Source organism: Paenibacillus agri (assembly GCF_013359945.1).
GTDB classification, from domain to species: domain Bacteria; phylum Bacillota; class Bacilli; order Paenibacillales; family Paenibacillaceae; genus Paenibacillus_AQ; species Paenibacillus_AQ agri.
The window spans coordinates 122,435-146,106 of sequence record NZ_JABWCS010000214.1; the positions used below are offsets into that span (position 1 = coordinate 122,435).

21 protein-coding genes are annotated in these 23,672 nt (G+C 46.5%); 18 read left to right on the top strand and 3 right to left on the bottom strand.

The window, feature by feature from the left end; all coding sequences use genetic code 11:
• Positions 1–53: 53 nt before the first annotated feature.
• From HPT30_RS18725 to HPT30_RS18735, 3 genes are all read left to right on the top strand, one after another.
• Positions 54–350: a YlaH-like family protein gene (locus HPT30_RS18725; RefSeq protein WP_175372863.1), complete on the top strand. Its 297-nt coding sequence runs from the start codon at positions 54–56 to the stop codon at positions 348–350.
• Positions 351–433: 83 nt separating this feature from the next.
• Positions 434–1,531 (top strand): LCP family protein, encoded by a 1,098-nt coding sequence (locus HPT30_RS18730; protein ID WP_175372864.1) that lies wholly within the window; start codon positions 434–436, stop codon positions 1,529–1,531.
• A gap of 76 nt (positions 1,532–1,607) precedes the next feature.
• On the top strand, positions 1,608–2,063 hold the full coding sequence (locus tag HPT30_RS18735; RefSeq protein WP_066364192.1) for a PNPOx family protein: 456 nt from the start codon (positions 1,608–1,610) through the stop codon (positions 2,061–2,063).
• A gap of 35 nt (positions 2,064–2,098) precedes the next feature.
• On the opposite strand, the gene HPT30_RS18740 is transcribed toward HPT30_RS18735, so the two are convergent.
• Positions 2,099–2,668 carry a YhcN/YlaJ family sporulation lipoprotein gene (locus tag HPT30_RS18740; RefSeq protein ID WP_175372865.1) on the bottom strand — a complete coding sequence of 190 codons (570 nt, stop codon included), beginning with the start codon at positions 2,666–2,668 and terminating at the stop codon, positions 2,099–2,101.
• A 105-nt stretch (positions 2,669–2,773) separates the two neighbouring features.
• Between HPT30_RS18740 and HPT30_RS18745 the strand changes: the two genes are divergently transcribed.
• On the top strand, positions 2,774–4,105 hold the full coding sequence (locus tag HPT30_RS18745) for a PhoH family protein (protein WP_175372866.1): 1,332 nt from the start codon (positions 2,774–2,776) through the stop codon (positions 4,103–4,105).
• Positions 4,106–4,667: 562 nt separating this feature from the next.
• On the top strand, positions 4,668–5,891 hold the full coding sequence (locus HPT30_RS18750) for an ABC transporter substrate-binding protein (protein WP_175372867.1): 1,224 nt from the start codon (positions 4,668–4,670) through the stop codon (positions 5,889–5,891).
• Here HPT30_RS18750 and HPT30_RS18755 read toward each other — a convergent pair.
• Together HPT30_RS18755 and HPT30_RS18760 are read right to left on the bottom strand one after the other, a co-directional pair.
• Positions 5,883–7,016, bottom strand: a complete 1,134-nt coding sequence (locus tag HPT30_RS18755) for a coiled-coil domain-containing protein (protein ID WP_312876353.1) — start codon at positions 7,014–7,016, stop codon at positions 5,883–5,885. The two genes, HPT30_RS18750 and HPT30_RS18755, sit on opposite strands and share 9 nt — an antisense overlap.
• Positions 7,017–7,206: 190 nt before the next feature.
• Positions 7,207–7,443, bottom strand: coding sequence for a DUF2626 domain-containing protein (locus HPT30_RS18760; protein ID WP_066364179.1), 237 nt, complete (start codon positions 7,441–7,443; stop codon positions 7,207–7,209).
• Between the two features lie 346 nt (positions 7,444–7,789).
• Here HPT30_RS18760 and HPT30_RS18765 point away from each other — a divergent pair, with 346 nt between their 5' ends.
• The 13 genes from HPT30_RS18765 (at position 7,790) to HPT30_RS18825 (ending at position 23,640) form a co-directional block, all read left to right on the top strand.
• Entirely contained in the window at positions 7,790–8,440 is a 651-nt protein-coding gene (locus tag HPT30_RS18765) for an RsfA family transcriptional regulator (RefSeq protein WP_175372868.1), read from the top strand.
• A gap of 133 nt (positions 8,441–8,573) precedes the next feature.
• On the top strand, positions 8,574–9,554 hold the full coding sequence (locus HPT30_RS18770) for a ketopantoate reductase family protein (protein WP_246317252.1): 981 nt from the start codon (positions 8,574–8,576) through the stop codon (positions 9,552–9,554).
• 7 nt (positions 9,555–9,561) lie between these two features.
• Positions 9,562–9,948: a DUF3397 domain-containing protein gene (locus HPT30_RS18775; protein ID WP_175372870.1), complete on the top strand. Its 387-nt coding sequence runs from the start codon at positions 9,562–9,564 to the stop codon at positions 9,946–9,948.
• 150 nt (positions 9,949–10,098) lie between these two features.
• Positions 10,099–11,808 (top strand): peptide ABC transporter substrate-binding protein, encoded by a 1,710-nt coding sequence (locus HPT30_RS18780; RefSeq protein WP_175372871.1) that lies wholly within the window; start codon positions 10,099–10,101, stop codon positions 11,806–11,808.
• Between the two features lie 216 nt (positions 11,809–12,024).
• Complete coding sequence (locus tag HPT30_RS18785) at positions 12,025–12,957, top strand: ABC transporter permease (protein ID WP_066364163.1); 933 nt, start codon at positions 12,025–12,027, stop codon at positions 12,955–12,957.
• A 2-nt stretch (positions 12,958–12,959) separates the two neighbouring features.
• Positions 12,960–13,907, top strand: a complete 948-nt coding sequence (locus HPT30_RS18790) for an ABC transporter permease (protein ID WP_175372872.1) — start codon at positions 12,960–12,962, stop codon at positions 13,905–13,907.
• A gap of 536 nt (positions 13,908–14,443) precedes the next feature.
• A complete protein-coding gene (locus HPT30_RS18795; RefSeq protein WP_175372873.1) occupies positions 14,444–15,364 on the top strand; it encodes an ABC transporter ATP-binding protein in 921 nt (306 codons plus the stop codon).
• Positions 15,365–15,611: 247 nt separating this feature from the next.
• On the top strand, positions 15,612–17,243 hold the full coding sequence (gene bshC, locus HPT30_RS18800) for a bacillithiol biosynthesis cysteine-adding enzyme BshC (RefSeq protein ID WP_175372874.1): 1,632 nt from the start codon (positions 15,612–15,614) through the stop codon (positions 17,241–17,243).
• Between the two features lie 274 nt (positions 17,244–17,517).
• Positions 17,518–17,955 (top strand): division/cell wall cluster transcriptional repressor MraZ, encoded by a 438-nt coding sequence (gene mraZ / locus HPT30_RS18805; protein ID WP_066364153.1) that lies wholly within the window; start codon positions 17,518–17,520, stop codon positions 17,953–17,955.
• Between the two features lie 39 nt (positions 17,956–17,994).
• Positions 17,995–18,948: a 16S rRNA (cytosine(1402)-N(4))-methyltransferase RsmH gene (gene rsmH / locus HPT30_RS18810; RefSeq protein ID WP_175372875.1), complete on the top strand. Its 954-nt coding sequence runs from the start codon at positions 17,995–17,997 to the stop codon at positions 18,946–18,948.
• Positions 18,949–18,971: 23 nt separating this feature from the next.
• On the top strand, positions 18,972–19,364 hold the full coding sequence (locus HPT30_RS18815) for a septum formation initiator family protein (RefSeq protein ID WP_066364151.1): 393 nt from the start codon (positions 18,972–18,974) through the stop codon (positions 19,362–19,364).
• Positions 19,365–19,409: 45 nt separating this feature from the next.
• Positions 19,410–21,632: a penicillin-binding transpeptidase domain-containing protein gene (locus HPT30_RS18820; RefSeq protein ID WP_175372876.1), complete on the top strand. Its 2,223-nt coding sequence runs from the start codon at positions 19,410–19,412 to the stop codon at positions 21,630–21,632.
• Positions 21,633–21,714: 82 nt separating this feature from the next.
• Positions 21,715–23,640: a stage V sporulation protein D gene (locus tag HPT30_RS18825; RefSeq protein ID WP_175372939.1), complete on the top strand. Its 1,926-nt coding sequence runs from the start codon at positions 21,715–21,717 to the stop codon at positions 23,638–23,640.
• The last annotated feature ends 32 nt before the right edge of the window (positions 23,641–23,672 follow it).

A 23,672-nucleotide genomic window follows, 5' to 3' on the forward strand; every position in this document is an offset into this window, starting at 1 on the left:
ACTGATGTTATAATGTAAGCGTAACTATATTCGGGAGGGGTGTACTAAAAGCTATGCAAACCTGGTTCGCTAATCATCCTGTTATTGCTTATATTGTTATTTTCGTCTTACTTACTTATGTTTACAATCAGGTATTCCGAGTGAACCAGAAGCTCTCCATCGGCAAGGAAATTGTTCTCTATGTGATGATGGCGCTGGGCTCCGGGATGCTTCTTATTTTTCAGCACGACAAGCTTCCAATTATCCAATGTCTGCTTGTGGCCGTCAGTTTGATGCTGCTTGTGCGGGTGCGGTATTTTGTCGAAGCAAGGCAGAAGCGGAAGGCGGCCAGCGGAGTGAAACGCTCCTAGTCCGCAACTTTTTACTGCTAAAATCGTCTATATAAACAGTATTATCCTGTAATCCAATGAACTGAAAAGGAATTTATTCTATTATGACACGCAACAATAATGAACTACCCCCGAGAAGATCTGCGGGGAATCCTAGCACTAGACCTGAAAACGGCAGGAAGCAGCCTGCCAAAAGGGCTCCTAAAAAGGGTAACAAAAAGAAAGCTAAAAAGAGAGGGTTTGGGGCCAGACTCGGCCGTGCACTTCTTGTTATTCTGATCGTCGCCATTGTTGGTGGTCTAGGTTATGGAGGCTATCTTTACTGGAAGCTGGAGCACGGGATTTTGGATACCGGTATAGACAAGCCAGTTCCGCCTGAGCAGTCTGCCACAGTTAAGCCCTTGACGATACTGCTTCTTGGAACCGACAGCCGGCCGAAGCATGAATCCTTCCTGACAGATGTCATCATGGTAGCATCGCTGAACCCGGAGACCAAATCGGCCACCGTTGTGTCACTCCCGCGTGATACCTATGTGGAGCTGGATGGATACAAAAAAACGAAAATCAATGAGTTCTATACACGTTTCAAGAGCAAGGAAAAGACCTCTGATGGTTCGGCCGAGGAAGAAATGAAGACCATGATGGGCAAGTACTTGAATGTGAAAATAGACTATGTGACAGTTCTCGATTTCCAGGGCTTCCGGGATATCGTTGATACACTCGGCGGCGTCAAAGTGAACGTCAGTGCGGATATGTGCTATAAGGATAGCGCAGATGGAACCAATATTAATCTGAAAAAAGGTCCGGCCGAGCTGAACGGTGATAACGCGCTCGATTATGTGCGCTACCGCAAATCCAATTGCAAGCCAAAAACAAAGGGCTCGGATGACTTTGACCGCAACAGACGGCAAAATGAAGTGTTGAACGCATTGATCGATCAGGTTCAATCATTCGGTGGTGTCATGAAGATTGGCAGCATGCTGGACGCCGTAAATGACAATATGAAGACGGATGTTGAAAACAGCCAGCTGAAGGATTTGATCGCTACCTATTGGAACATTTCCAAGCAGCATGTAGAGTTCAAGCCTGTAACGGGCACATGGAAAAGTCCATATGTATATATTAATGAGAAAGAGCTTGAGGCGGCGAGACAGAGTCTTCATAACCGAATCGCTGGTGTTAGCGAAGAGAATAATAACTAAAATTGAATGCAAGTTTCTCGCTATGTTATAATATACTTAATTGAATGCACTTTTGCGTCATAGGGGGCCTGTACTCATGTCCGAAGCCGTTGCTCAGCTTAATGAATCCCTGCTTTCGATGCTGCAATCTGAGACGTTTGTTCTGCTTAACACTGTCGATGCCGAAACTTCAGGTCCTACGTCCACGGCCATTTCGTGGATTTATGCAGTGAGCCCTTCCGTGTTACGGATCGCAGTGGATCATCGTTCACGGCTGGTGAACAATATGAAGGTTAACCCTATGGTAACAATTACTGTGTTCGGCGAGAGCACGGTTCATGCCATCAACGGACGTGCTGCGGTTAGGCAGGATCGTCTTGACGATGTGCCCTTTAATATTTGCTGCTTTGATGTTGAAATTGAAGCGGTGCGCAACGCGCTTTTTTATGGCGCGAAGCTGGACTCCGCTCCACGATATGTAAAAGTATACGATCAGCGTGCAGCCGAGAAGCTGGACGGACAAGTATTTGCTGCAATGCAAAAAGCCCGGTGAGGTCATCACTGGGCTTTTTTTGTCAACTTATGACGTTATTGCTTTCTGGGCTTGGTATCTTCGGGAATTTGCGGAATGATCCGTCCGACAATGTCTGCCAGCTCTGAGGCGAATCCCGATACAGGGCGGCCTTTAGAGATATGGTTACTCAGCTCGGCAAGTCTGCTGGAAAGGTCCATGTCGGCAGTGACCAGGGCGTTAACGCTTCGCGGATCTTTGCGGATGGCTTCGGCTACGGAATATTTGATGCTTCCGACCCGCGATCTGCTAAGCGAGCCTTTGACATCAAGACCAACAATCGCAGTTTTACCCATAACTACACAGTGTGCATTATCTACGCCGGGTACTCTTTTAGCCAGCTGCTCTAAGTGATCCTTGAGCGCAATCTCGCTTCCCGCTTTGGTCGTATGATTCACTCCGTTCGGAGATGCGGATGAAAGCGGTACGGCAGTGGTATTATTCAGTTTTCGAACTTCGTGGCCCCCTTTGTTGCCTACAGCCTGAGCCGACTGTTTATCCTGAGGAGAGGGTGATGTCTTCTTATTAGCGATACCGCAGCTTGTCAGCAGCAGCAGTACCAGCAACAGACACATTGATTTTCTCATATGTGCTTACTCCTTTCGGTCAAAGATTAGTTCTGGGATTATCTTTTCCCATGACGGAAAGAGTTATGTATGACCAATCAAACCAGGCGCTGTGGAGGGGATAACATGAAAAAAATATTTGTGCTTGATACCAACGTGCTGTTGCACGACCCCAATTCGATTTTTTCTTTCAAGGAGCATGAAGTCATTATTCCTGCAGTTGTATTGGAAGAAATCGACTCCAAGAAGCGCAATGCCGATGAAATTGGCCGTAACGCCCGCACCGTGTCCCGTCTGCTGGACGGACTCCGGGAACTGGGCCACCTGCACAGCGGAGTGGAACTGGAACATGGAGGCATGCTGAAGGTAGAACTGAATCACCGCAGCTTCGTGAAGGTTCAGGAGATGTTCGGTGAGGTATCGAACGACAACCGGATTTTGGCGGTTGCGCTCAATTATTTAATTGAAGAGAATGAGAAGCCTGAGCCGCGTCCTGTCGTGCTGGTGAGTAAAGATGTATTGGTGCGGATTAAGGCGGATGTGCTTGGCATAACGCCTGAGGATTATTTGTCAGACCGTACCGGAGATCTAAATGAGCTGTATACCGGCTATCAGGCGCTGCATGTACATCCTTCATTGATTGATGAATATTACAGCAACCGATATTTATCCATTAAGCAGCTGGAGCTGCCTTATCGTCTGTATCCTAATGAATTTGTAATTCTCAAGGATGAAATCGGCAGCGGGAAATCCGCATTGCTCAAGGTGAATAGTGATGCTTCCCGTCTGGAGCCGCTATATCTCGGGAATGATGCCGTCTGGGGCATCAGCGCTCGGAATGCGCAGCAGCGCATGGCACTGGAACTGCTGCTGAATGACGATATACCGCTGGTAACCATTACTGGCAAAGCGGGAACAGGTAAAACATTATTGGCGCTTGCCGCCGGGTTGTTCAAGGTAGAAGACGAGCATAAATACAAAAAGCTGTTGATCGCCCGCCCGGTCGTACCGATGGGTAAAGACATCGGATATTTGCCTGGCGAGAAGGATGAGAAGCTTCGTCCGTGGATGCAGCCGATTTATGATAACCTCGAGTTTCTGTTCGATACTAAGAAGTCGGGGGATATTGATAAAATTCTGATGGGGCTTGGCAGTATTCAGGTTGAAGCGTTGACCTATATCCGCGGCCGCTCGATCCCTGCACAATTCATTATTATCGATGAAGCGCAGAACCTCTCCCGTCATGAGGTGAAGACTATCGTCTCCCGGGCCGGTGAGGGAAGTAAAGTAATTCTCATGGGCGACCCGGAGCAAATCGATCACCCGTATCTGGATGCAGCGAGCAATGGGCTCAGCTATATTGTAGAAAAATTCAAGCAGCAAGGCATTAGCGGCCATATAACCTTGGAAAAAGGTGAGCGTTCCCGCCTGGCTCAGCTGGCTGCGGATCTTCTGTAACAGCTCATTTGCCCTAATCGTCATTGTTGTCCTAAGTCACTATACCGCACTATTCATCCTAAAAATGGTTCTAAGCGCTCCAACTGCTCTAGCAGCATAATTCTACCTTTAATTGCTTATAGCCTCTCTAATCCGCTCTAATCCGCTCTGGAACCTATGTTTTACCGCCGGGAGTTTAATCACTCCCGGCTTTTTGCTGCTCCTGCCACCTGAAAAGGCAGTGAATCATGTTTTGAGGTGGCAAGCCGTAGCGTAGAGGGCGGAATTATTCTGGAGAAGCGCAGCGTTCGCCTAAAAGCTTTCCATAGGAAAGCTCGCACCGGAAGCATAGGCTATCCTCGGATTTCAATCACTATAGGTGGTTATTCAAATCAGGAAATCCGAGGATAACAGCCGATCGGAAGAATAATCCGCACGCGGAGCGTCCAGGCACTCCGAGAGTTCTTGCATTCCCTGTCTTTTCAAATCTATATAATAGAAAGAGAACGTTTTCACAGATACAGACAAGGGGGAATGGGTCTGGTAGAATAGGGGAAAGGAAATGCCCGGGAGGAGAACAATCGTGCTGAGACGCAAAAACTACTGGCTGCTGTTTGCCATCCTGCTGCTGTCGCTGACAAGTCTGTCACCGAGCATGCAGGTAAATACGAGCAATGGCCCGCTTGAGGTCAATAGAAGGCAGAACCCGTCTGCTTTTCCCGATTCAAGCAAGGTCGGGACAGTGGATAACCTGCAGATTACCGTAGCTCTCAGCCCTGCGGAATTTACGGAACTAAAGGCGCTGAGCAGCAGCTATTCGTTGTCCAGCGGCGTTAAAATAGACTTGAAGAATATTGAGAAGACGGATGCTGAGGAAATCTTGCTGAAGGATTTAACTATCGGCGACAGTCCCGATATTATTATGACCGACGGGCGCAAGATACTTGATCTGGCCAAACACGGCTACCTGCTTCCTATTGATGTATATAGAAGTGTTCCAGGCAGTGCGCCGCTTACCCGGCTAATCCCGCAAATGCAGTGGAATGGATATGACTGGGGCGTGCCGCTAGATATTGATCCTTATGTACTGGTGTATTCCCCGCAGCGGCTAACTGAACTTGGAATGCCTTCATTGCCGCGAAATGTGAATGAGTGGAATCTCATGTTGGAGAACCTTCGTAAACAGCCGGATAAATATCTGCTTGCCTTGGATACCCGTACTCCGTACGGATTTGCTGCTGTACTGGAGTCTATGGGAACCAGCATGACCTCTGTAAAGCCGGAGACGCTAAATTGGTTGCAGCAAGCGTTGGGAGATTTTTATTTGAGCAGCCAACCAGACCATAAGGTCTGGGACAAAATTCAGGATGGTAGTATTGCCATTGCGGCTGTTCCGTACTCGGAATGGAAACGATACGGGAATGCTTCCTTGAAGGCTGAAGGACTGCTTGGTGCGCGCGGTACTAATGGAATTGAGAGTATTTACAGCCGGTCGTTTGCTTTGCCTGCGCAGTCCGAACACCCCGAAGAAGCAGTGAAATGGCTGGCCTTTATCACCGGAACGACTTCGCAGCTGGATTGGCTAGATACAACGGGGGGCCTGCCCGCGCTAGATGAAATCTATCGTTCCGGGCCACCATCGAGTGTAGTACTGCCGTTCGATTCGCAGTTGCTGCTGGCTGAAGAAGCCGCCCCCGATGATGAACCGGAAGGCGGCTGGAAGAAAATGACCGAGGCGGTTGCCTTATTTCTTGAAGGCAAGCTGAATGCTACAGAGCTTCAGAAGCAGCTGCAGACATCAGAATGAGACGGCAAGCTTGACCTGAAGCAGGCCGTCCTTGCTATCAACCTCGGTTGCCCGGAGGAAAGAGATGATTTTTGCCGGATAAAAGCCTAAATCGAATTCTTTTTCCAATGCTTGATTGGTAGTGTCCGGCAGTTCAAGTCCGTTAAAGACAATTTTATCAACATGGAACAACATCGCATTGACCGGTTCATTCTGGATCGTATAGTGTCCGGTTAGAGCCAGTGACAATTTGCCGCTTTTTCCCGAAGCGGTCACAGAGCCTTCATTGAAATGAAAAGCAAAATCGGTGAACAGTTTGTTCTGCGACTGTAAAAAATCATTGAGATCCTCTTCTTTAAGACTTAGCTGATAAGTCATTCCCTGGCGGGTTAGCAGCCCTTCGCGGTTCTGGACAAAGTCTGGTAGATTCTTCATCGCGGAGGCTAATGCTTTAAAGTAGGTTTTTACTTCGTGAAGTCCGATATTCTCCCAATACAATGAGAACTCTTTCAGTAGAGCATTCATGCTTTCCGGATCACTGCTGCCTCGGATTCCTCCTTCAATCTCCTTATGTAGAGCCGTTACCCTGATCTTTTGCTCCTCGAGTGTGCTTTTGAGCGTTGCCAGCTCTTGTGAACTTCGTTTGGCAGCCTGAAGCGTCGCTTTTAAACTTTTGTATTGCTTCTCATACTGCGATAAAATATCGCGGTCCCGCCCGATGATAATTTCGTAGTAATCCCACAGAACAAGCACTCTGCTAATGCTTTTGGCGGACAGAAAAGCTTCCAATAGTCCATCCCGATCTCCCATATAATAAGAACGGATAATGGCACCGGCACGTTCCTGCTGAGCAGCAATTGCTGATTTTTGTTCGGCCGCCTGAGTTTCCAACCCCGCCACTTTGTTCTCAAGAGCTTCCTGCTCACTGCTAATCCGGGCGATTTCTTTCTCAATCTCGGCAGAAGACAAGGTCTGCTCCAGCAGCTTGCGTGTATCTTCATTATCAGTAAGGGAAGCGGGTGGAGGCGCGACGGTACCGACAGGATCGGCAGACAGGTATGCGGAGGGAATCAGTGGCAGGAATACGCAGCAGAATAATATGAGTATGGCTGCAATCATAGGGCGTATAGAAGGACGGGAGAGCACCACACCACCACCTTTGCTTGTATAAAATAGTTCAGGAGCGAAAGATCAATATTACTAATGATATGATTCACCCTGCTAAAATAGCATACTCCGTTTTTAAGTCCATGTCCTATAAAAAAAAGCATGCAAAAAAACGGAAGAGCCCCTTACGATCAGGGGGCATCGTCCGTTCCGTTAGAGTAGATTACGTTTATAACGGGAGACCCATCTGGAATATCGTCCAGTAGCTAAAGCCGGTGAAGGTCACAATCATGTATCCCCAGAAGAGTAGAATGTATGTCTTCTCGGTAAATTTAAGATACCCCAGGATAACGAAGAATGCGGTTTGCAAAAAGAAGAGCAAGGCCATTTCGGTCAAATTTCCGGCAAAAGCCATCAAGCCGATCGCCAGCGTGAAAAACCCCAACACCCGAAACATGCGGTCCAAGAGCGAGTCCCCCTTCAAATATGTATCTTCATTCCATTTATTTTAATTATACCCGCTGCGGAAATGAGTGTAAACGAATTCATCGAAAAAAAGTGCGGATTTGTGAAAAAATGTGATTTTTTTTTTATTGACACCTTTTCTTAAGGGGGGACTGAGAGAATTAATAAAGCATAATGCGTATGAGGTGTACGTAAAATGGAAATACAATTTAGTATCAAATAGATTCTATGAACTCTTTAAGAGGCATAGAAATGGAGTAAGCAGCTTTTATCCCTATTCACTACCCGGCGGAGCTGCCGGTTATGAAGATGGTTATTTCAAGATGTTGTTAGGAGGTTTGGCTTTTATGACAGCCGTTAGACAGGACGCTTGGAGTACAGAGGATGATCTAATCCTGGCAGAAGTAACTTTACGCCACATTCGGGAGGGTAGCACTCAGCTTGCTGCTTTTGAAGAAGTGGGGGAAAAAATCGGCAGAACTTCCGCTGCCTGCGGATTCCGCTGGAACAGCTGTGTCCGTAAGAGTTATGAAGATGCGATCAGTATTGCTAAAGGGCAACGCCAGAAACGCAGTTATTTGAAGAAACAACCGGCCTTAAGAGGCGCACAGGTAGCTGGATTGACCCTGGGAGAAACGGAAGAGGATTACGCTAGAAGTGAAGGGCTAACCGAGAACACATTGTCCATTGATGCGGTAATTCGTTTCTTGAGGCAATGGAAGGGAACTTTTCAAGAGGCCGGCCGGCAGCTAAAGATGCTTGAGCGGGATCTTCGGGAAAAGGAAGAGGAATTGACAGAGCTGCGGACGGAGAATGAACGCCTGTCCAAGGAAGTCAATCTTGCTCAAACGGATTACAGGGTTGTAAATGACGATTATAAAGCATTGATTCAGATTATGGATCGCGCCAGAAGGCTGGCCTTTCTGAACGAAGAAGAAGAGGAACTCAAGACCCGCTTCAAGATGGATGCCAATGGTAATCTGGAGCGAATCGAGTAAGGTTCCTCAACGCTGAGAATCCCGTAATGTGCAGGTGCAATGGCCTGTCTTGCGGGATTTTTGCTTTTGCTTTTGCCGAGGGGGGCGGGATATACTAAGGGGAAACTATGGGGAAATGTGGCAGGGGGCAAGTATGAGAATTGATATTATAGGCGCTGGATCATTGGGGCTGCTGCTGGCCGGACGGCTTATTTCAGCTGGGAATGAGGTCAGACTGTGGTGTCGGGGCAGACAACAGGTCCACGAGCTGCTGCGCAGCGGGATCAACATTAGCTATGAGAATGAAGGAACGCCAATTAGAATGAAAAGCGATCTTTTTCATGCAGGTTTGGTGACCGAATTTACCGAGACCTATTTACGAGAACCTGGTGGCTGTATTGTAATTACTGTTAAACAGAATGTTCTGCATCATGATTTACCTGGGATATTGCAGTCACTTCGCAACGAGCGTCCAAGTATTGTTTGTTTTCAAAATGGGGTCGGACATATAGAGCTGCTGCAAAAACTGCTTCCGGAGAGCAATATTTATGCTGCTGTAACCACGGAAGGCGCTAAAAGGAAAACCTTAACAGAGGTTATTCACGCAGGAAAAGGGGAAGTATGGATAGGGAAGGTACCTCCAGAAGCCTCGCCGGGAGCTCCTTTAATGGAGCCTCAGAACGATATTGAAGTAATTCATTTACTTGAAACACTTTCAGTTGCAGGATTCTCCGCGTTTTTGTCGAATGACATGAATACCATGATTTACCGAAAGCTCTTGATCAATGCTGTTATTAATCCACTTACTGCTCTTTGGCGAATTCCGAACGGGGAACTGCTCGCCTCTGAGGAACGCATACAGGTCATGCGAGATCTGTATAATGAAGCCATTGCAGTATATGAAGCATGCGACATCCCTTATGAAGCCGACTCATGGGAAGTTATCGCTCAGGTATGCCGATCCACTTCGGGTAATACCTCATCTATGCTTGCGGACGTTCTTGCCGGAAGGGCAACAGAAATCCGCTGGATTAATGGCAGTCTTGTAGAAATGGGAGAGCGTTCCGGCCTGGCGGTTCCATTGCACCGCATTATGTGCCGACTGGTAGAGGGTATGATCGCGGAGGAGAGGTGAGGTTGCCTTGGAATTTTTGCAGAATTCATTCGTTACATTAAGTGTTATTCCGGTTGTCCCTTTTTTGCTTGTTTATTTTATTGGAACAGGTATGAAAAAAGACAGGAGGAAGACCTTTTTTCTGGCCATGGATGTTAGCACGATTTTTTTATTGCTATCGGTATCCGCGCTTTTTAATAACATATTCAGTACCAAATTCGGCTTTTATCTTATACTACTTATTGTATTAATATCCGCTGGACTGATTGGTGGAGCGCAAAATCGTATGAAAGGAAAAGTGGACGGTAAACGGATTTTACGGGCAGTTTGGCGGCTCAGTTTTATCGTAATGAGCACTTTTTATGTTTTGTTCATGTTCGTAGGCCTTATAAAGTACATATCACAAGCCATGTAATGTTCCGCTACTTCGGTGAAGCGTCAACGTCACAAAATTTTAAAGTTTTAAAAAAAATGTGTTTTCAGAAAACATTAGTCTAGATTTTTTTGACCACTGGTTGTATAATCATAAACCATATACCACATTCTATTTAGGGGGAACTGCTAGATGAAGAAGAGTAAAAGTCTATTGCTTATGATTGCTCTAGTTCTTGTAATCGGCACAGCACTTGCTGGTTGCGGCGGGAACAAAGCAAACAATGGCAACACAGCCAGCCCAACTAACGCGGCAGGCAACACAAACACAGGTAGCGGTGACGAAAAACTGGCTGCTGACCAAACGCTTAGACTTAATATGAGTGCAGATGTACCGACATTTGATCCTGGTCAAGCTCAGGACAGCCAATCGAATGTGGCTCTTAAGTTAATGTATGAAGGTTTAGTGCGTATTGACAAAGACGGAAAAGAAGGCCCAGGCGTAGCTGAGAAATGGGATATTTCCGCAGACGGATTGGTTTATACCTTCCACTTGCGTGACAGCCAATGGAGCAATGGTGATCCGGTAACTGCAAATGACTTCGTATTTGCATGGAAACGGGTTCTTGATCCAGCAACTGTTCCAGCACCACCATATGCACAACAACTTTACTATTTGAAAAATGCAGAACAGTTCAACAAAGGTGAAATTAAAGATTTCTCTCAAGTAGGTGTTAAGGCAGTTGATGAGCACACTCTTGAAGTAACTTTGAATAACCCGACTGCATACTTCTTGAACTTGATGTCCTTCTACACCTACTTCCCGGTTCACAAATCGGTAGAAGGTAATGAGAAATGGGCAACTGATCCTAAAACAATGATTACAAACGGACCGTTTACCCTTACTAACTGGATTACGGGTCAATCCGTTGAGTACACCAAGAACGATAAGTATTGGGATAAAGACGACATTAAATTGAATAAAATCACTGCTACTATTGTTAACGAAGCTTCTACAGAAGTTCTAAGTTACAAAAACGGCGAAATTGATCGTGCAGGCGCACCAAATGGTGACATTCCACCAGACCAAATCCCTGTATTGAAAAATGAATTGCCGGATGATTTCACACTGAAAGCTATTGCAAGCATTTACTACTATGAATTCAACACAAAAGCTGAGCCATTTGACAACGCGAAAATCCGTAAGGCATTTTCCATGGCAATCAGCCGTCAAGATATCGTAGATAAGGTAACTTTGGCTTCACAAGTTCCAGCATTCGGTTACATTCCACCAGGCATTAAAGGTGCATCCGAAGGTAGCGAATATCGTAACGATTACAAAGATGATTTCTTCAAAGAGGACTACACAGAAGCTAAGAAATTGCTTGAAGAAGGTATGAAAGAAAAAGGATACACTACATTGCCACCAGTTACATTGATCTACAACACAAGCGAAGGTCACAAGAAGATTGCTCTTGCCATCGCTGATATGTGGAAAAAGAACCTTGGTATTGACGTGAAAACTGAAAACCAAGAGTGGGGCGTATTCATCAAAAACCGTCAAAATGGCGATTACCAAGTAGCACGTGCTGGTTGGAACCCAGATTACAACGATCCAATGACATTCTTGGATATGTGGAAAACAGGTAATGGTAACAACGACATTAAGTTCGACAATGCAGAATACAACAAGTTGCTTGATGATGCTTATAAAGAAGTAGACAATACTAAACGTATGGAAAGCTTCCATAAAGCTGAAGAGATTTTGATTAAAGATGAAATGGGCGTTATGCCGATTTACTACTACACTCAAGTCTCGCTTCAAAAGCCGTACCTCAAAGGTCTGGTATCTCAGTATGATGGTACTGTAGATTACTCCAAAGCATATTTGTTGGAACACTAAAAGCTTGCACAAATACTATGTATTAAAAAAAGAGTGCATGTTATAAAGTCTAGGGATATATGTGGTAACACATCATATATATCCCGTTTTTTTGTGTAAGTGCAATGGTGTTGTTTTTTTCCTCCTTATCCATAAACATGCATTGGACAAGAGGCTTAGTTTTTCCTACAATTGAAAAGGATTGTTTTAACTCGAAAAAGGAGGTGCGCAGTAGGAATGGTGCGTTATTTTTTAAATAAATTTTTCTACATGCTAGTATCTATTTTGATTCTAATTACTGCAACATTTTTTCTAATGAAAGCAATACCCGGCGATCCATTTATGTCTGAAAAGAAAGTTCCACCTGAAGTACAAGCCAGACTTTACCAGCAGTATGGTTTGGACCAACCAGTCTGGAAACAGTACCTGAAGTACATGGGTAATATTGCGCAAGGTGATTTAGGGATTTCTATGAAGCAGTTGAACCAAGATGTAAGTGGTTTGATTGGAAAAACATTTTCTGCTTCATTAAAGTTAGGTCTGGTTGCTATTGTGGTGTCAGTTGTAATCGGTGTACTTTTGGGTATGCTTGCTGCCTTATATCATAGGCGCTTAATTGATAATTTAGCAATGGTGATAGCGGTCTTAGGTATTGCGGTACCGGGCTTTTTAGTCGCTGCTTTACTCCAGTATGTCTTCTCTTATAAATTGCATATGTTCAGAGTTATGGGTTTCACAGGACCACTGGATTATGTATTGCCTGTAGCTGCGTTAAGTTTTCAGCCAATTGCGTTTATTGCTCGCTTGACACGTTCCAGTATGCTCGAAGTTTTGCATGCTGAATATATTAAGACAGCAAAAGCTAAAGGCTTAAGCTGGGCTCAAATCATGTTCAAACATGTCATTCGTAACGGAATCATGCCTGTAGTTACTTATGTTGGACCGATGACGGCTAACATTGTAACGGGTTCAGTTGTTATTGAACAAATTTTTGGTATCGGCGGAATCGGAAAACAATTCGTACAAGCTATAGGTGTTCGGGATTATACACTTATTATGGGTATTACTATTTTCTACGGAGTACTACTTATGCTTGCACGTTTTGCAACAGATATTTTGTATGTGTTTATCGATCCTCGAGTTAAACTTGTTGGAAGGAAGGAGGGTTAGTTTTGTCTGTAAATCAAACATTATCATCGCAGAGCACACAACTTAAACCGGAGGATTTTGTACAAGTTAGTACAGATAAGAAGGTTGCCGAAACGATAGAACGTGAAAGTATTTCTGCATGGAGAGATTCCATGTATCGTTTGCGTCAAAATAAAATGGCCATGACAGCTTTAGTTGCGATGATCATCATCATAATCGCAGCGATTGTTGGTCCGCTTATTTCGAAATACAATTACTATTCAAATGATTTGCTGAATACTAATCAGCCTCCTTCGTCAGAGCATTGGTTTGGAACCGATGATTTAGGACGGGATATGTGGGTACGGACTTGGATGGGCGCACGTATTTCACTTATCGTTGGTTTGGCAGCAGCAATGATTGACTTGTTCATCGGTGTTATATACGGTGGAATCATGGGGTATTTTGGCGGTCGTGTAGATGAGATTATGAATAAATTCTCAGAAATCCTTTATTCTATTCCGTACCTGCTTGTTACAATACTATTGCTGGTAGTTTTAGAACCTAGTTTAGGTACAATTATATTGGCGTTAACAATTACAGGCTGGATTAATATGTCATGGATTGTTCGGGGCGAGATTATGCAACTCAAAAACCGCGAATTTGTCCTTGCTTCACGTTCAATGGGTGCAAGCTCTGGTCGTCTATTATTCCGTCACTTGTTACCGAATGCAGTTGGTCCGATTATTGTAACCATTACGCTTTCTGTTCCAAGTGCGATCTTTGCAGAAGCCTTTTTAAGTTTCCTCGGTTTAGGTGTTCAAGCACCAGTTTCATCACTCGGTTCTATGGTTAACGACGCTAGAACAGGCTGGATGACTTATCCTTGGCGCATGATTTTCCCTGCCGCTGCGATTAGTGTGACTATGCTTGCATTTAACATTCTAGGCGATGGTCTTCGGGATGCATTGGATCCTAAATTGAAAAAATAAGGATTTGGGGAAATCAATTTTACAAGTTTAGTGTTTTTCAGCGCAACTGTTTAAATCATGATTTCCTCTGATCTTCTCGTTAACTTAAAAAGAATTCAGAAGGGTCAAAACATTGACATTGAAATCAGTTGTCATCGTTCTGGCCAAATATCAAGCATGATCAGCATTTGAGTCCATCATAAGGTATTGGAGTGCTGAACCTGGTTGATATAAATGATGCAGGTATCCGTTGTAATCAACATTCTCACAATTCTTTCGGGTATGCGATAGTTGTTGGTTACTATCGTGTTATTTTGTGTCCTGAGTGCTGATTAAAGACGAGTAGTGTTATATGCAAGATGACAGGGAAAGTTGCTGTTTTAATTAGCGACACAGTGCCTTATTCTTTTAATCACCGATCGGCTATCTGTTCACTGTAGGTTACAGTGATAAGGTGCATACATGTGAATGGTTCGATTCCGGTGTCACAGGATTCAGTACATGCATTAGGTGCATTGCTGAAATCTGCATTTGATGGCCAAGGAGGTGCGGTTCTTATGAGTAAGAACTTAATTGAAGTAGAAGGTCTTAAAAAATATTTTAATGTAGGTAAAGGCAAAGTACTTAAGGCCGTTGATAACGTCAGCTTTAATATCCGTGAGGGAGAAACGCTAGGTATGGTAGGTGAGTCTGGTTGTGGTAAAACCACAGCAGGACGTACGGTTCTTCGTTTGTATGAGCCTACTGCCGGAAGCGTGAAATATAACGGAACTGACATCTATAAATTATCCTCAAGAAAAATGAAGGCTTTCCGTCGGGATATGCAGATGATTTTTCAGGATCCATATGCATCTCTGAATCCGCGGTTCACTGTTTCGGATATTATTGGTGAAGCGTTGGATATCCATGGAATGGCTGGAAGTAGTAGCGAGCGCAAGAAACGCATTGAAGAATTATTAGATATGGTTGGTCTGAATCATGACCATGCCACCCGGTATGCTCATGAATTCTCCGGTGGACAACGTCAACGGATCGGTATTGCTCGAGCGCTTGCCGTTAATCCGAAATTTATTGTTTGCGACGAGCCTATTTCTGCACTGGACGTGTCCATTCAGGCGCAGGTTGTCAACCTTCTTAAAGAACTTCAGGATCGCATTGGACTGACATACCTCTTTATTGCCCATGATCTCTCTATGGTTAAGCACATCAGTGACAGAGTTGCTGTAATGTATCTGGGGAAAATGGTAGAGCTTGCAGAAAGTGAAGAGCTTTATTCCAACCCGATACACCCTTACACCAAGTCATTGCTGTCTGCAATCCCTGAGCCGGACCCAGAGGTTGAGGCGAACAAGAAGCGGATTCATTTCCATGATGAATTGAAATCGCCGATTTATACGCAAGGCCAGAAGGACTCAGAGGAAGCTTCGCAACTGGTTGAAGTATCCAAAGGGCATTTTGTGTCCAAAGCGTTTGCTTAATATTAAATGAATTCAAAATCAACTCGATAATATCACGAGTATTTTGAAGAGCACCCCTTAGAATAGACATTGGATTAAACCTTCGGGTTTTCCAATGAAATCCTAAGGGGTGCATTTTTATGGTGATTAAAATTTAAGATAAGTGATTCTTTGACGAAACCCCCTCCTTTGGATACAATCAGATAGGGTTTATCACTCTGTAATTTAATTTATATATAGCAGAGATAGCAGACAGGAGGCTACAGCAATGAAGGTTGTAACGGAGCCGCTTGCGGGCGGATCTGCGCTTGCCAGGGACTATATGAACCGTTATGAGACGGTAGAACATTTATACGGTGGTGACTTCCGTAATGAAGGCAGCAGAGCGTTGCGGGCGGAATGGCTGGATAGCCGCGAGGCTTTGCGTGCTGACCGGGCGCAGGTGGCAGCTTGCCTGCGGAGTTATAATGAAGCACACAATCCACATGAGGCGGTAAAGTCTTCGCTTGCACTGTTGGAGCAGCCGGGGACACTGGTAATTTCCGGCGGCCAGCAAAGTGGGTTGTTCACGGGTCCGCTGCTGGTGATATATAAGGCAATGACAACCATAATAGCGGCAAAAGAAGCCGGTGAGCAATTAGGAAGACCTGTTGTTCCATTATTTTGGATTGCCGGGGAAGATCATGACTGGGATGAGGTCAATCATACCTATGTGCTGAACCGCAGCGGGGAAATCAGCAAGATCAAGATTGAGAAATCCGGAGATCTCCGTTCATCGGTCAGCGATATCAAGGTTGAAGACGAAAGCTGGCAGCAAGCCGTAGCTCAACTGGATGAACTGCTGCAGGACAGCGAGTTCAAACCAGGAATTATGGAATTCATCCGTGAAGCCTCTTCTGCTTCCAATAACATGACAGACCTTTTCGCCAAGTTGATGGGGAATCTGTTTGGTAAATTTGGTCTGATTCTGCTTGATTCTGCTGATCCCTGTCTACGCAAGTTGGAGCAGCCGTTTTTTGAAACGCTGATCCGGGAGAATGGAGAACTGGAGACAGCCTATCTAAATGCAGCTACGGTTATTCGTGATAGCGGGTACCAGCTTCAGGCCGATGTGGCGGAAGGCAGTGCCAATCTGTTCTATATTCATGAAGGCACACGCTTGCTGCTGCACAAGAAGGATGGTTTCTTTACGGACCGTAAAGGAACTGTATCTTTTTCAAAGGAAGCACTTCTGGATATACTGTATACCCATCCAGAGCGGTTCAGTAACAATGTGCTGACCCGGCCGCTCATGCAGGACTACCTCTTGCCTACCTTGGCTACAGTGCTTGGTCAGGGAGAGATTGCTTACTGGGCTATCCCGCATAAGGCTTTTAAGACGGTGGGCGGAGCTATGCCGCTGATTATTCCGCGGATGTCCTTCACCCTGGTGGAGGGGACGCTTCAAAAGCATATGGACAAATACGGAATCGGATTCCCTGATGTACATCAGGGACTGGACAGTAAGAGACAGGAATGGCTGACTGCGCAGGACGAGCTTCGTTTGGGAGACCGTTTTGAAGAAACGAAAGCAGCATTCAATGCACTTTATGAGCCTTTGATTGAACAGCTCGGCACCATACAGGCCGGGCTACTAAAGCTGGGAAGCAATAATAAGGACAAGATCCTCGATCAGATCTCTTTCCTGCAGGCCAAAGCCCAGGATGCTCTTGAGAAGCAGAATGAAGCGGCGCTGCGCCAGTGGGAACGGATTGAGCTGTCCCTAATGCCGCAAGGAAAGCTCCAGGAGAGAGTCTACAACATCATGTATTACTTGAACCGCTATGGACCAGATTGGCTTGATAATCTAATGGCTGTTCCTGCTGATTACAGCGGTACCCACCGCATGATATATATGTAACTTTGCATAGTGGATACGATGCAGAAGCCGTTCTGCCGGAAGCATATTCCGGCCGGGCGGTTTCTTGCGTGTTTCTGGTAATTTATACAGGGGTAAACAGGTGTAGAACAGGACCTTGGAACCATATGTATAGGCGCTTAGATGTGATTTTACAATTAGGAAACAATTACCTTGGTCTGGAAAAAGGTTTTTGATTTTTAACGGCGAATCTATTATGCTTAAGTGGTGAAAAGTGGGGTAAAGTGGGGATTTGGGGAGCGGGAGTGGGAAAACTATGTTCATGGGTGAATACCAGCATAGTATCGACGAGAAAGGCCGAATTATTATTCCGGCCAAGTTCCGTGAAATGCTCGGAACTTCCTTCGTGGCGACCCGCGGACTTGACTCCTGCCTTTTTGTTTATCCCATGGAAGAATGGGGCATCATGGAGCAAAAGCTCAAAACCCTATCGTTGATGAAATCGGATGCCCGCGCATTCAGCCGCTTTTTTTTCTCAGGAGCGACAGAATGTGTTTGGGACAAGCAGGGCAGGGTAAACTTGCCGGGCAATTTGCGGCAGTATGCCAAGCTGGACAAGGACTGTGTTATTCTAGGCGTTTCTAACCGGGTGGAGATCTGGAACAAGGAGCTTTGGGAACAGTACTTCGAACAGTCAGAAGAATCATTCAACGAGATTGCCGAGAAATTGGTCGATTTCAACTTTGATCTATAAACCACACAAATATCGAATACTGTCCTGGAGGGATGCAGCTTGTTTCATCACATCACGGTGCTTAAAGAAGAAGCGACAGAAGGGCTGCACATCAAAAAAGACGGAATCTATGTAGATTGCACACTCGGCGGGGCAGGTCACAGCTCACTTATCGCTTCCAAACTCAGCGGAGAAGGCCGGTTAATCTGCCTGGATCAAGATGACTGGGCCCTGAATAACGCCAAGGAAAAACTGGCTGAATACGGGGATAGAGTTGTTCTTGTGAAGACGAATTTCCGCGACTTGGAATATGTGCTTAGAGATGTGCCTTTTGTCCCGAAGAAAGACGGAGTTCCCCAGGTTGATGGGATTCTCTTTGACCTTGGCGTCTCATCGCCCCAGTTCGACGAAGGGGAACGCGGCTTTAGCTACAATCACGATGCGCCGCTGGACATGCGGATGGATCAGTCAGGAATGTTAACTGCAGCGGATATTGTGAACACCTGGTCCGAGCAAGAAATCGCACGCGTGCTTTTCCAATACGGAGAAGAGAAATTCTCTCGTCGGATTGCCGGACGTATTGTAGCGCGGAGAGCCGAGAAGCCTATCGAGAACACTGGCGAATTAGTAGAGTTGATCAAGGAAGGTATTCCTGCGGCTGCGCGCAGAACTGGCGGACATCCTGCCAAACGGAGTTTCCAAGCCCTGCGCATTGCTGTAAATGATGAATTGGGTGCCTTTGAAGAAGGGCTGCATGGGGCGGTTCGCTGCCTGGCGCCTGAAGGAAGAGTATCCGTCATCACCTTCCACTCGTTGGAGGATCGGATTTGCAAGCAGATTCTGAGCAGTTATGTCAGCAAATGCACATGTCCACCTGATTTTCCGTTATGTGTATGCGGTGCTGAAGGCTCGCTCAAGCTGATCAATCGCAAACCACGCTTGCCTTCCGAAGAAGAGCTGGAGCTTAACCCTCGTGCCCGTTCAGCGAAGCTGCGTATTGCAGAGAAATTGTAAATTACGATAAAGGAGAGTCAGAGATGGCCTATACCCGCGGCAACTTGGCAGTCCAGCCCAAAAGAAAAGAAGAAAAGAACCCACTATACCGCGAGAAGACAAAAGTAGTCACCAGGCGAATGGTGCTCCCCATGCAAGAGAAGCTGCTGTACATGCTGACTCTAAGTGTATTTGTCCTGGTAGCCGTCACCCTGATTTGGCGTTACGTTCATATTTACGATTTGAACAAGCAAGCGCAGAAGCTGGATGCTGAAATTGCCAGAGATAAGAAGCAGATCGCTACATACCAGATGGAGAAGCAGACACTGGAGCAGTTGATCCCGCAAAAGGCCAAGGAGCTGGGGTTTGTCCCGCCCAATGAAGATACTACGATATTTGTTCCGAAATCAGGAACATCTACTGACGGAGATAACTAGTAAGCGATTGGCAAGATCGCAATAATAGAGTATGTGAGGTTAGGTATGATTAAAAGAATAAAACTTCGCACGCTGTTTATAGGAGGGTGTATTACCCTCTTTTTTCTTGTTTTGGTCGGAAGGGTGTTCTATATTCAGGTGTTAAACGGGGATTTCTGGCAGGAACGGGCACAAAAGCAGTGGGCGCATACTTCCACAATTAAGGCGACCCGCGGGTTGATCACCGACCGCAATGGAAGCACACTGGCCAGCGACGTCCCTGCTTACACTGTTGTTGTGAACCCTGAGGTGATAAACACGATAGGCATTGGCGATGAGGTGATCGCCGGTCTCAAGGATCTGCTGAAGAAGCCGGAAAATGAGCTGCGGAAGCTGGTGGAAGCCAAGGATGAGAACGGTAATTTTTTAAAGAACCGTGAAATTCGTAACGAAGGCTGGAAAATCGACCAGGATCTTTATGAGAAGGTAGCGGCTTTTCGGGATAAGCTGAAAGAAGAGCATAAGATTCAAGAGACGGGAATCGGATTTGTACGGGAGCAGAAGAGATATTATCCTAAGAATACCCTTGCAGCCCATATTCTCGGTTATACAGACCGTGATGGCAAAGCGGTTATGGGTTTTGAGAAGTATTTTGATGATCAGTTGAAAGGTAAGGACGGGCAGTTACTCTATAAGAGTGACGGTAAGGGAATCAAGCTGCCCAATGCCGAAGAATCCTATCAACCGGTAGTTAATGGCAACAATTTCAAGCTGACGATTGATAGTACTATTCAGTATTATATCGAAGAGGCGATGAAGAAAGCCTTTAACCAGTATAAGCCAAAGAGTATGACTGTCATCGCGGCAGATCCGAATACTATGGAGATTCTGGGGATGGCGAATATGCCTACCTTCAATCCCAATGCTTTTTGGGAAACTAAAGATCAAGGTGCTTTCCGAAACCATGCCATCCAGTCCATTTATGAACCCGGCTCTACATTCAAGATTGCTACACTGGCCGGTGCAGTACAAGAGAAGCTGTTCAAGCCCGATGATACATTCATGTCTGGTTCGATTCGGATTAAGGGCTACAGCAAGGCGCTGCATGATATTAAAAAAGTCGGCTGGGGTCAAATCTCGTTTCTTGAGGGTGTAAAACGCTCCAGTAACGTAGCTTTCGTCAAACTAGGCTATGAAATGCTAGGACAGGACAGACTCTTGAAGTATATTGAAGATTTTGGTTTTAAAGAGAAAACAGGTATAGATTTGCCGGGGGAAGTTACGGGTAGAGTATCGCCCCAATACCCCGTTGAATTTGCCACACTGGCTTATGGTCATGGTAAGGTACAGGTAACCCCGATTGAGCAGTTAACGGCGGTTGCAGCTATTGCCAACGGCGGTAAGCTGATGGTTCCGCATGTGGTCAAGGAAGTAACCAACCCGAATACAGGACAAACGGCGGTTACTAAGCCAGAGGTTGTGCGTCAGGTGATTTCGGAGGAAAGCGCCAGGGAGACCGGGGGTTATCTGGAACAGGTAGTTGCTGACCAGACTATAGGTACTGGACGTCATGCCTATATTGAAGGCTATCGGGTAGCAGGGAAGACGGGAACGGCTATTAAGGTTGAGGGACAAGACTATGTGAAATCCAAGGTGCTTGTATCCTTTATTGGCTATGCACCCGTGAATGATCCGAAAATTGCCGTGATCGTTATCATTGATGAGCCGAACGTCGAGGTAGGTGGCGGTACGGCAGCAGGGCCAGTGTTCAAGGAGATTGTGTCCCAGTCGCTGCAATACATGGGTGTTCCGAAGAACGTCACCAAAGATGATAAAAACAGCAAAGAACCGGTCAAAGCTGCGGCACCAGCTCTGCGCACGGCTCCAGATCTTCAAGGGAAAACGATAAAGGAGGCCCGTGAACTTCTGCTTGCCGGTGGATATGATTTCGAGACTGTTGGCCAAGGTGCTTCTGTGGTCAGTCAGTATCCGCCTGGTGGAACGAAGCTTGCTTCAGGCCAGCGGATTTATCTGCTGAGTCAGGAGGGGGATTCGTCAGTCATTCCGGATCTGAAGGGTCAGTCTTTGCGTGATGCGCTGGAAGTGCTCAGCCTTCTGAAGGTTGGAATCGTTGTGCAGGGTGAAGGTTATGTAACCGAGCAAGTAGAGAGTACGAAGAATGGCAAGAAGCTTATCACCCTCAAATTAAGTCCGCTCAACGAGCCAGGGGGAGATCAGGCAACCGATCCACCTCCGGACGGAGAGAATGAGGCCAAAAGCAATCCATAGGCTTGTTCTAACCCCTGTTTGTCCCGAATAGTCATGAAGGTAAGAGCTCATGTCTATTACCTGGGAAACGGGGGAGAACGGAATGAAGGTATCGAAGGTTACAAGCCGCCGAAGAATGCTGTGGACGCTGCTAGGACTGGCATTGTTGTTTGGTTCGCTGGCGGTTCGGCTGGCTTATGTACAATTGTCTAAAGGCCAGGAGCTAACTGCTAAAGCTGAGGATTCTTGGCGCCGGAATATTCCCTTTACCGCCAAGCGCGGTGAAATATTGGACCGCGAAGGTGTACCGCTGGCATATAACGTCAGCTCGCCTACGATCTACGCTATTCCTGTGCAAGTAAAAGACAAAGAGATGACAGCACAGCAGTTGGCACCCTTGCTTGGCATGACCAAGGAGAAGCTTGTGCCTATGCTGTCCCAAAAGAAAGCCTCGGTGAGACTGCAGCCCGGCGGCCGTAAAATTACGATGGAGCTTGCTGCCGAAATTCGTGATTTGAAGCTGCCGGGCATCGTTGTGGCTGAGGATAGCAAGCGCTATTACCCCTACGGTGATCTTGCAGCGCATATTCTAGGCTTTACAGGGATAGATAACCAGGGCATAACCGGAGTTGAAAGCATCTATGACAAGTTGCTGCAAGGTATTGGCGGTAATATCTCTTATCTCTCCGATGCCGGCGGGCGTTTAATGCCAGGTTCCTCCGAGAAGTATTCCAAGCCTCAGGATGGGCTTAATCTGGAACTGACGATTGACAAGCAGATTCAGTCGATTATGGAACGAGAGCTGGATCAGGCGATGGTGAAGTATCAGGCTCAGGGCAGCTGGGCCATTGCCATGAATCCCAAGAATGGCGAGATCTTGGCGATGGCCAGTAGGCCGGGGTATGAACCCGGGCAATACAAGGAATATAATGCTCAGACCTATAACCGGAACTTGCCAATCTGGATGACCTACGAGCCAGGGTCCACTTTCAAGATTATTACCCTTGCAGCTGCGCTGCAGGAGGGGAAGGTTGATCTGCAGAATGATCACTTCTTTGATCCTGGTTTTATCGAGGTCGGCGGGGCGAGACTCCGCTGCTGGAAGAAAGGCGGCCATGGCAGCCAGACCTTCCTGCAGGTTGTCGAGAACTCTTGCAACCCGGGCTTCGTGGCCCTGGGTCAGCGGCTGGGTAAGGATTCATTGTTCAAATATATCCGGGATTTCGGCTTTGGGAGCAAGACGGGAATTGATTTGAACGGTGAATCGAATGGTATCTTGTTCAAGCCATCGCAGGTGGGTCCTGTCGAGCTGGCAACAACGGCGTTTGGCCAAGGTGTCTCAGTTACACCGATTCAGCAGATCACAGCAGTATCGGCAGCTATCAATGGCGGCAAGTTGTATAAACCGCATGTAGCCAAAGCCTGGATTAACCCGGATACAGGGGAAACCGTCTCAGAGGTAGAGCCTGAACTGGTGCGGGAGGTTATTTCTGAGGAGACCTCGAAGAAGGTTCGGGCTGCGCTGGAGAGTGTGGTTGCCAAGGGCACTGGCCGCCCGGCTTTTATAGATGGATACCGGGTAGGTGGCAAGACGGGTACCGCGCAGAAGGTAATTAACGGCCGCTACTCTCCGACAGAGCACATCGTTTCCTTTGTCGGTTTTGCGCCAGCAGATGATCCGCAAATCGTTGTTTATACGGCGGTGGATAATCCGAAAGGCATTCAGTTCGGGGGTGTTGTCGCCGCACCAATTGTACAGAATATTTTGGAAGACTCCTTGCATTACATGAAGGTGCCGGAACGGACTGACCAGCTAGCCAAGAATTATAAATACGGGGAAACGCCAATTGTGACTGTGCCTGACCTCACCGGCGCCACCGTACAGGATATTTATGAAGATCTGAATATGAACTTTACACTGGCCCGCTCCGGAACGGGCAATACCGTAATCAACCAGGCCCCCAAGCCGGGAGCCAGAGTGGAACGGGGATCCACCATCCGCATTTACATGGGTGCATCACCCGAATAACCAGCAGCGGATGGGTGACAGGCCGCCAGAGC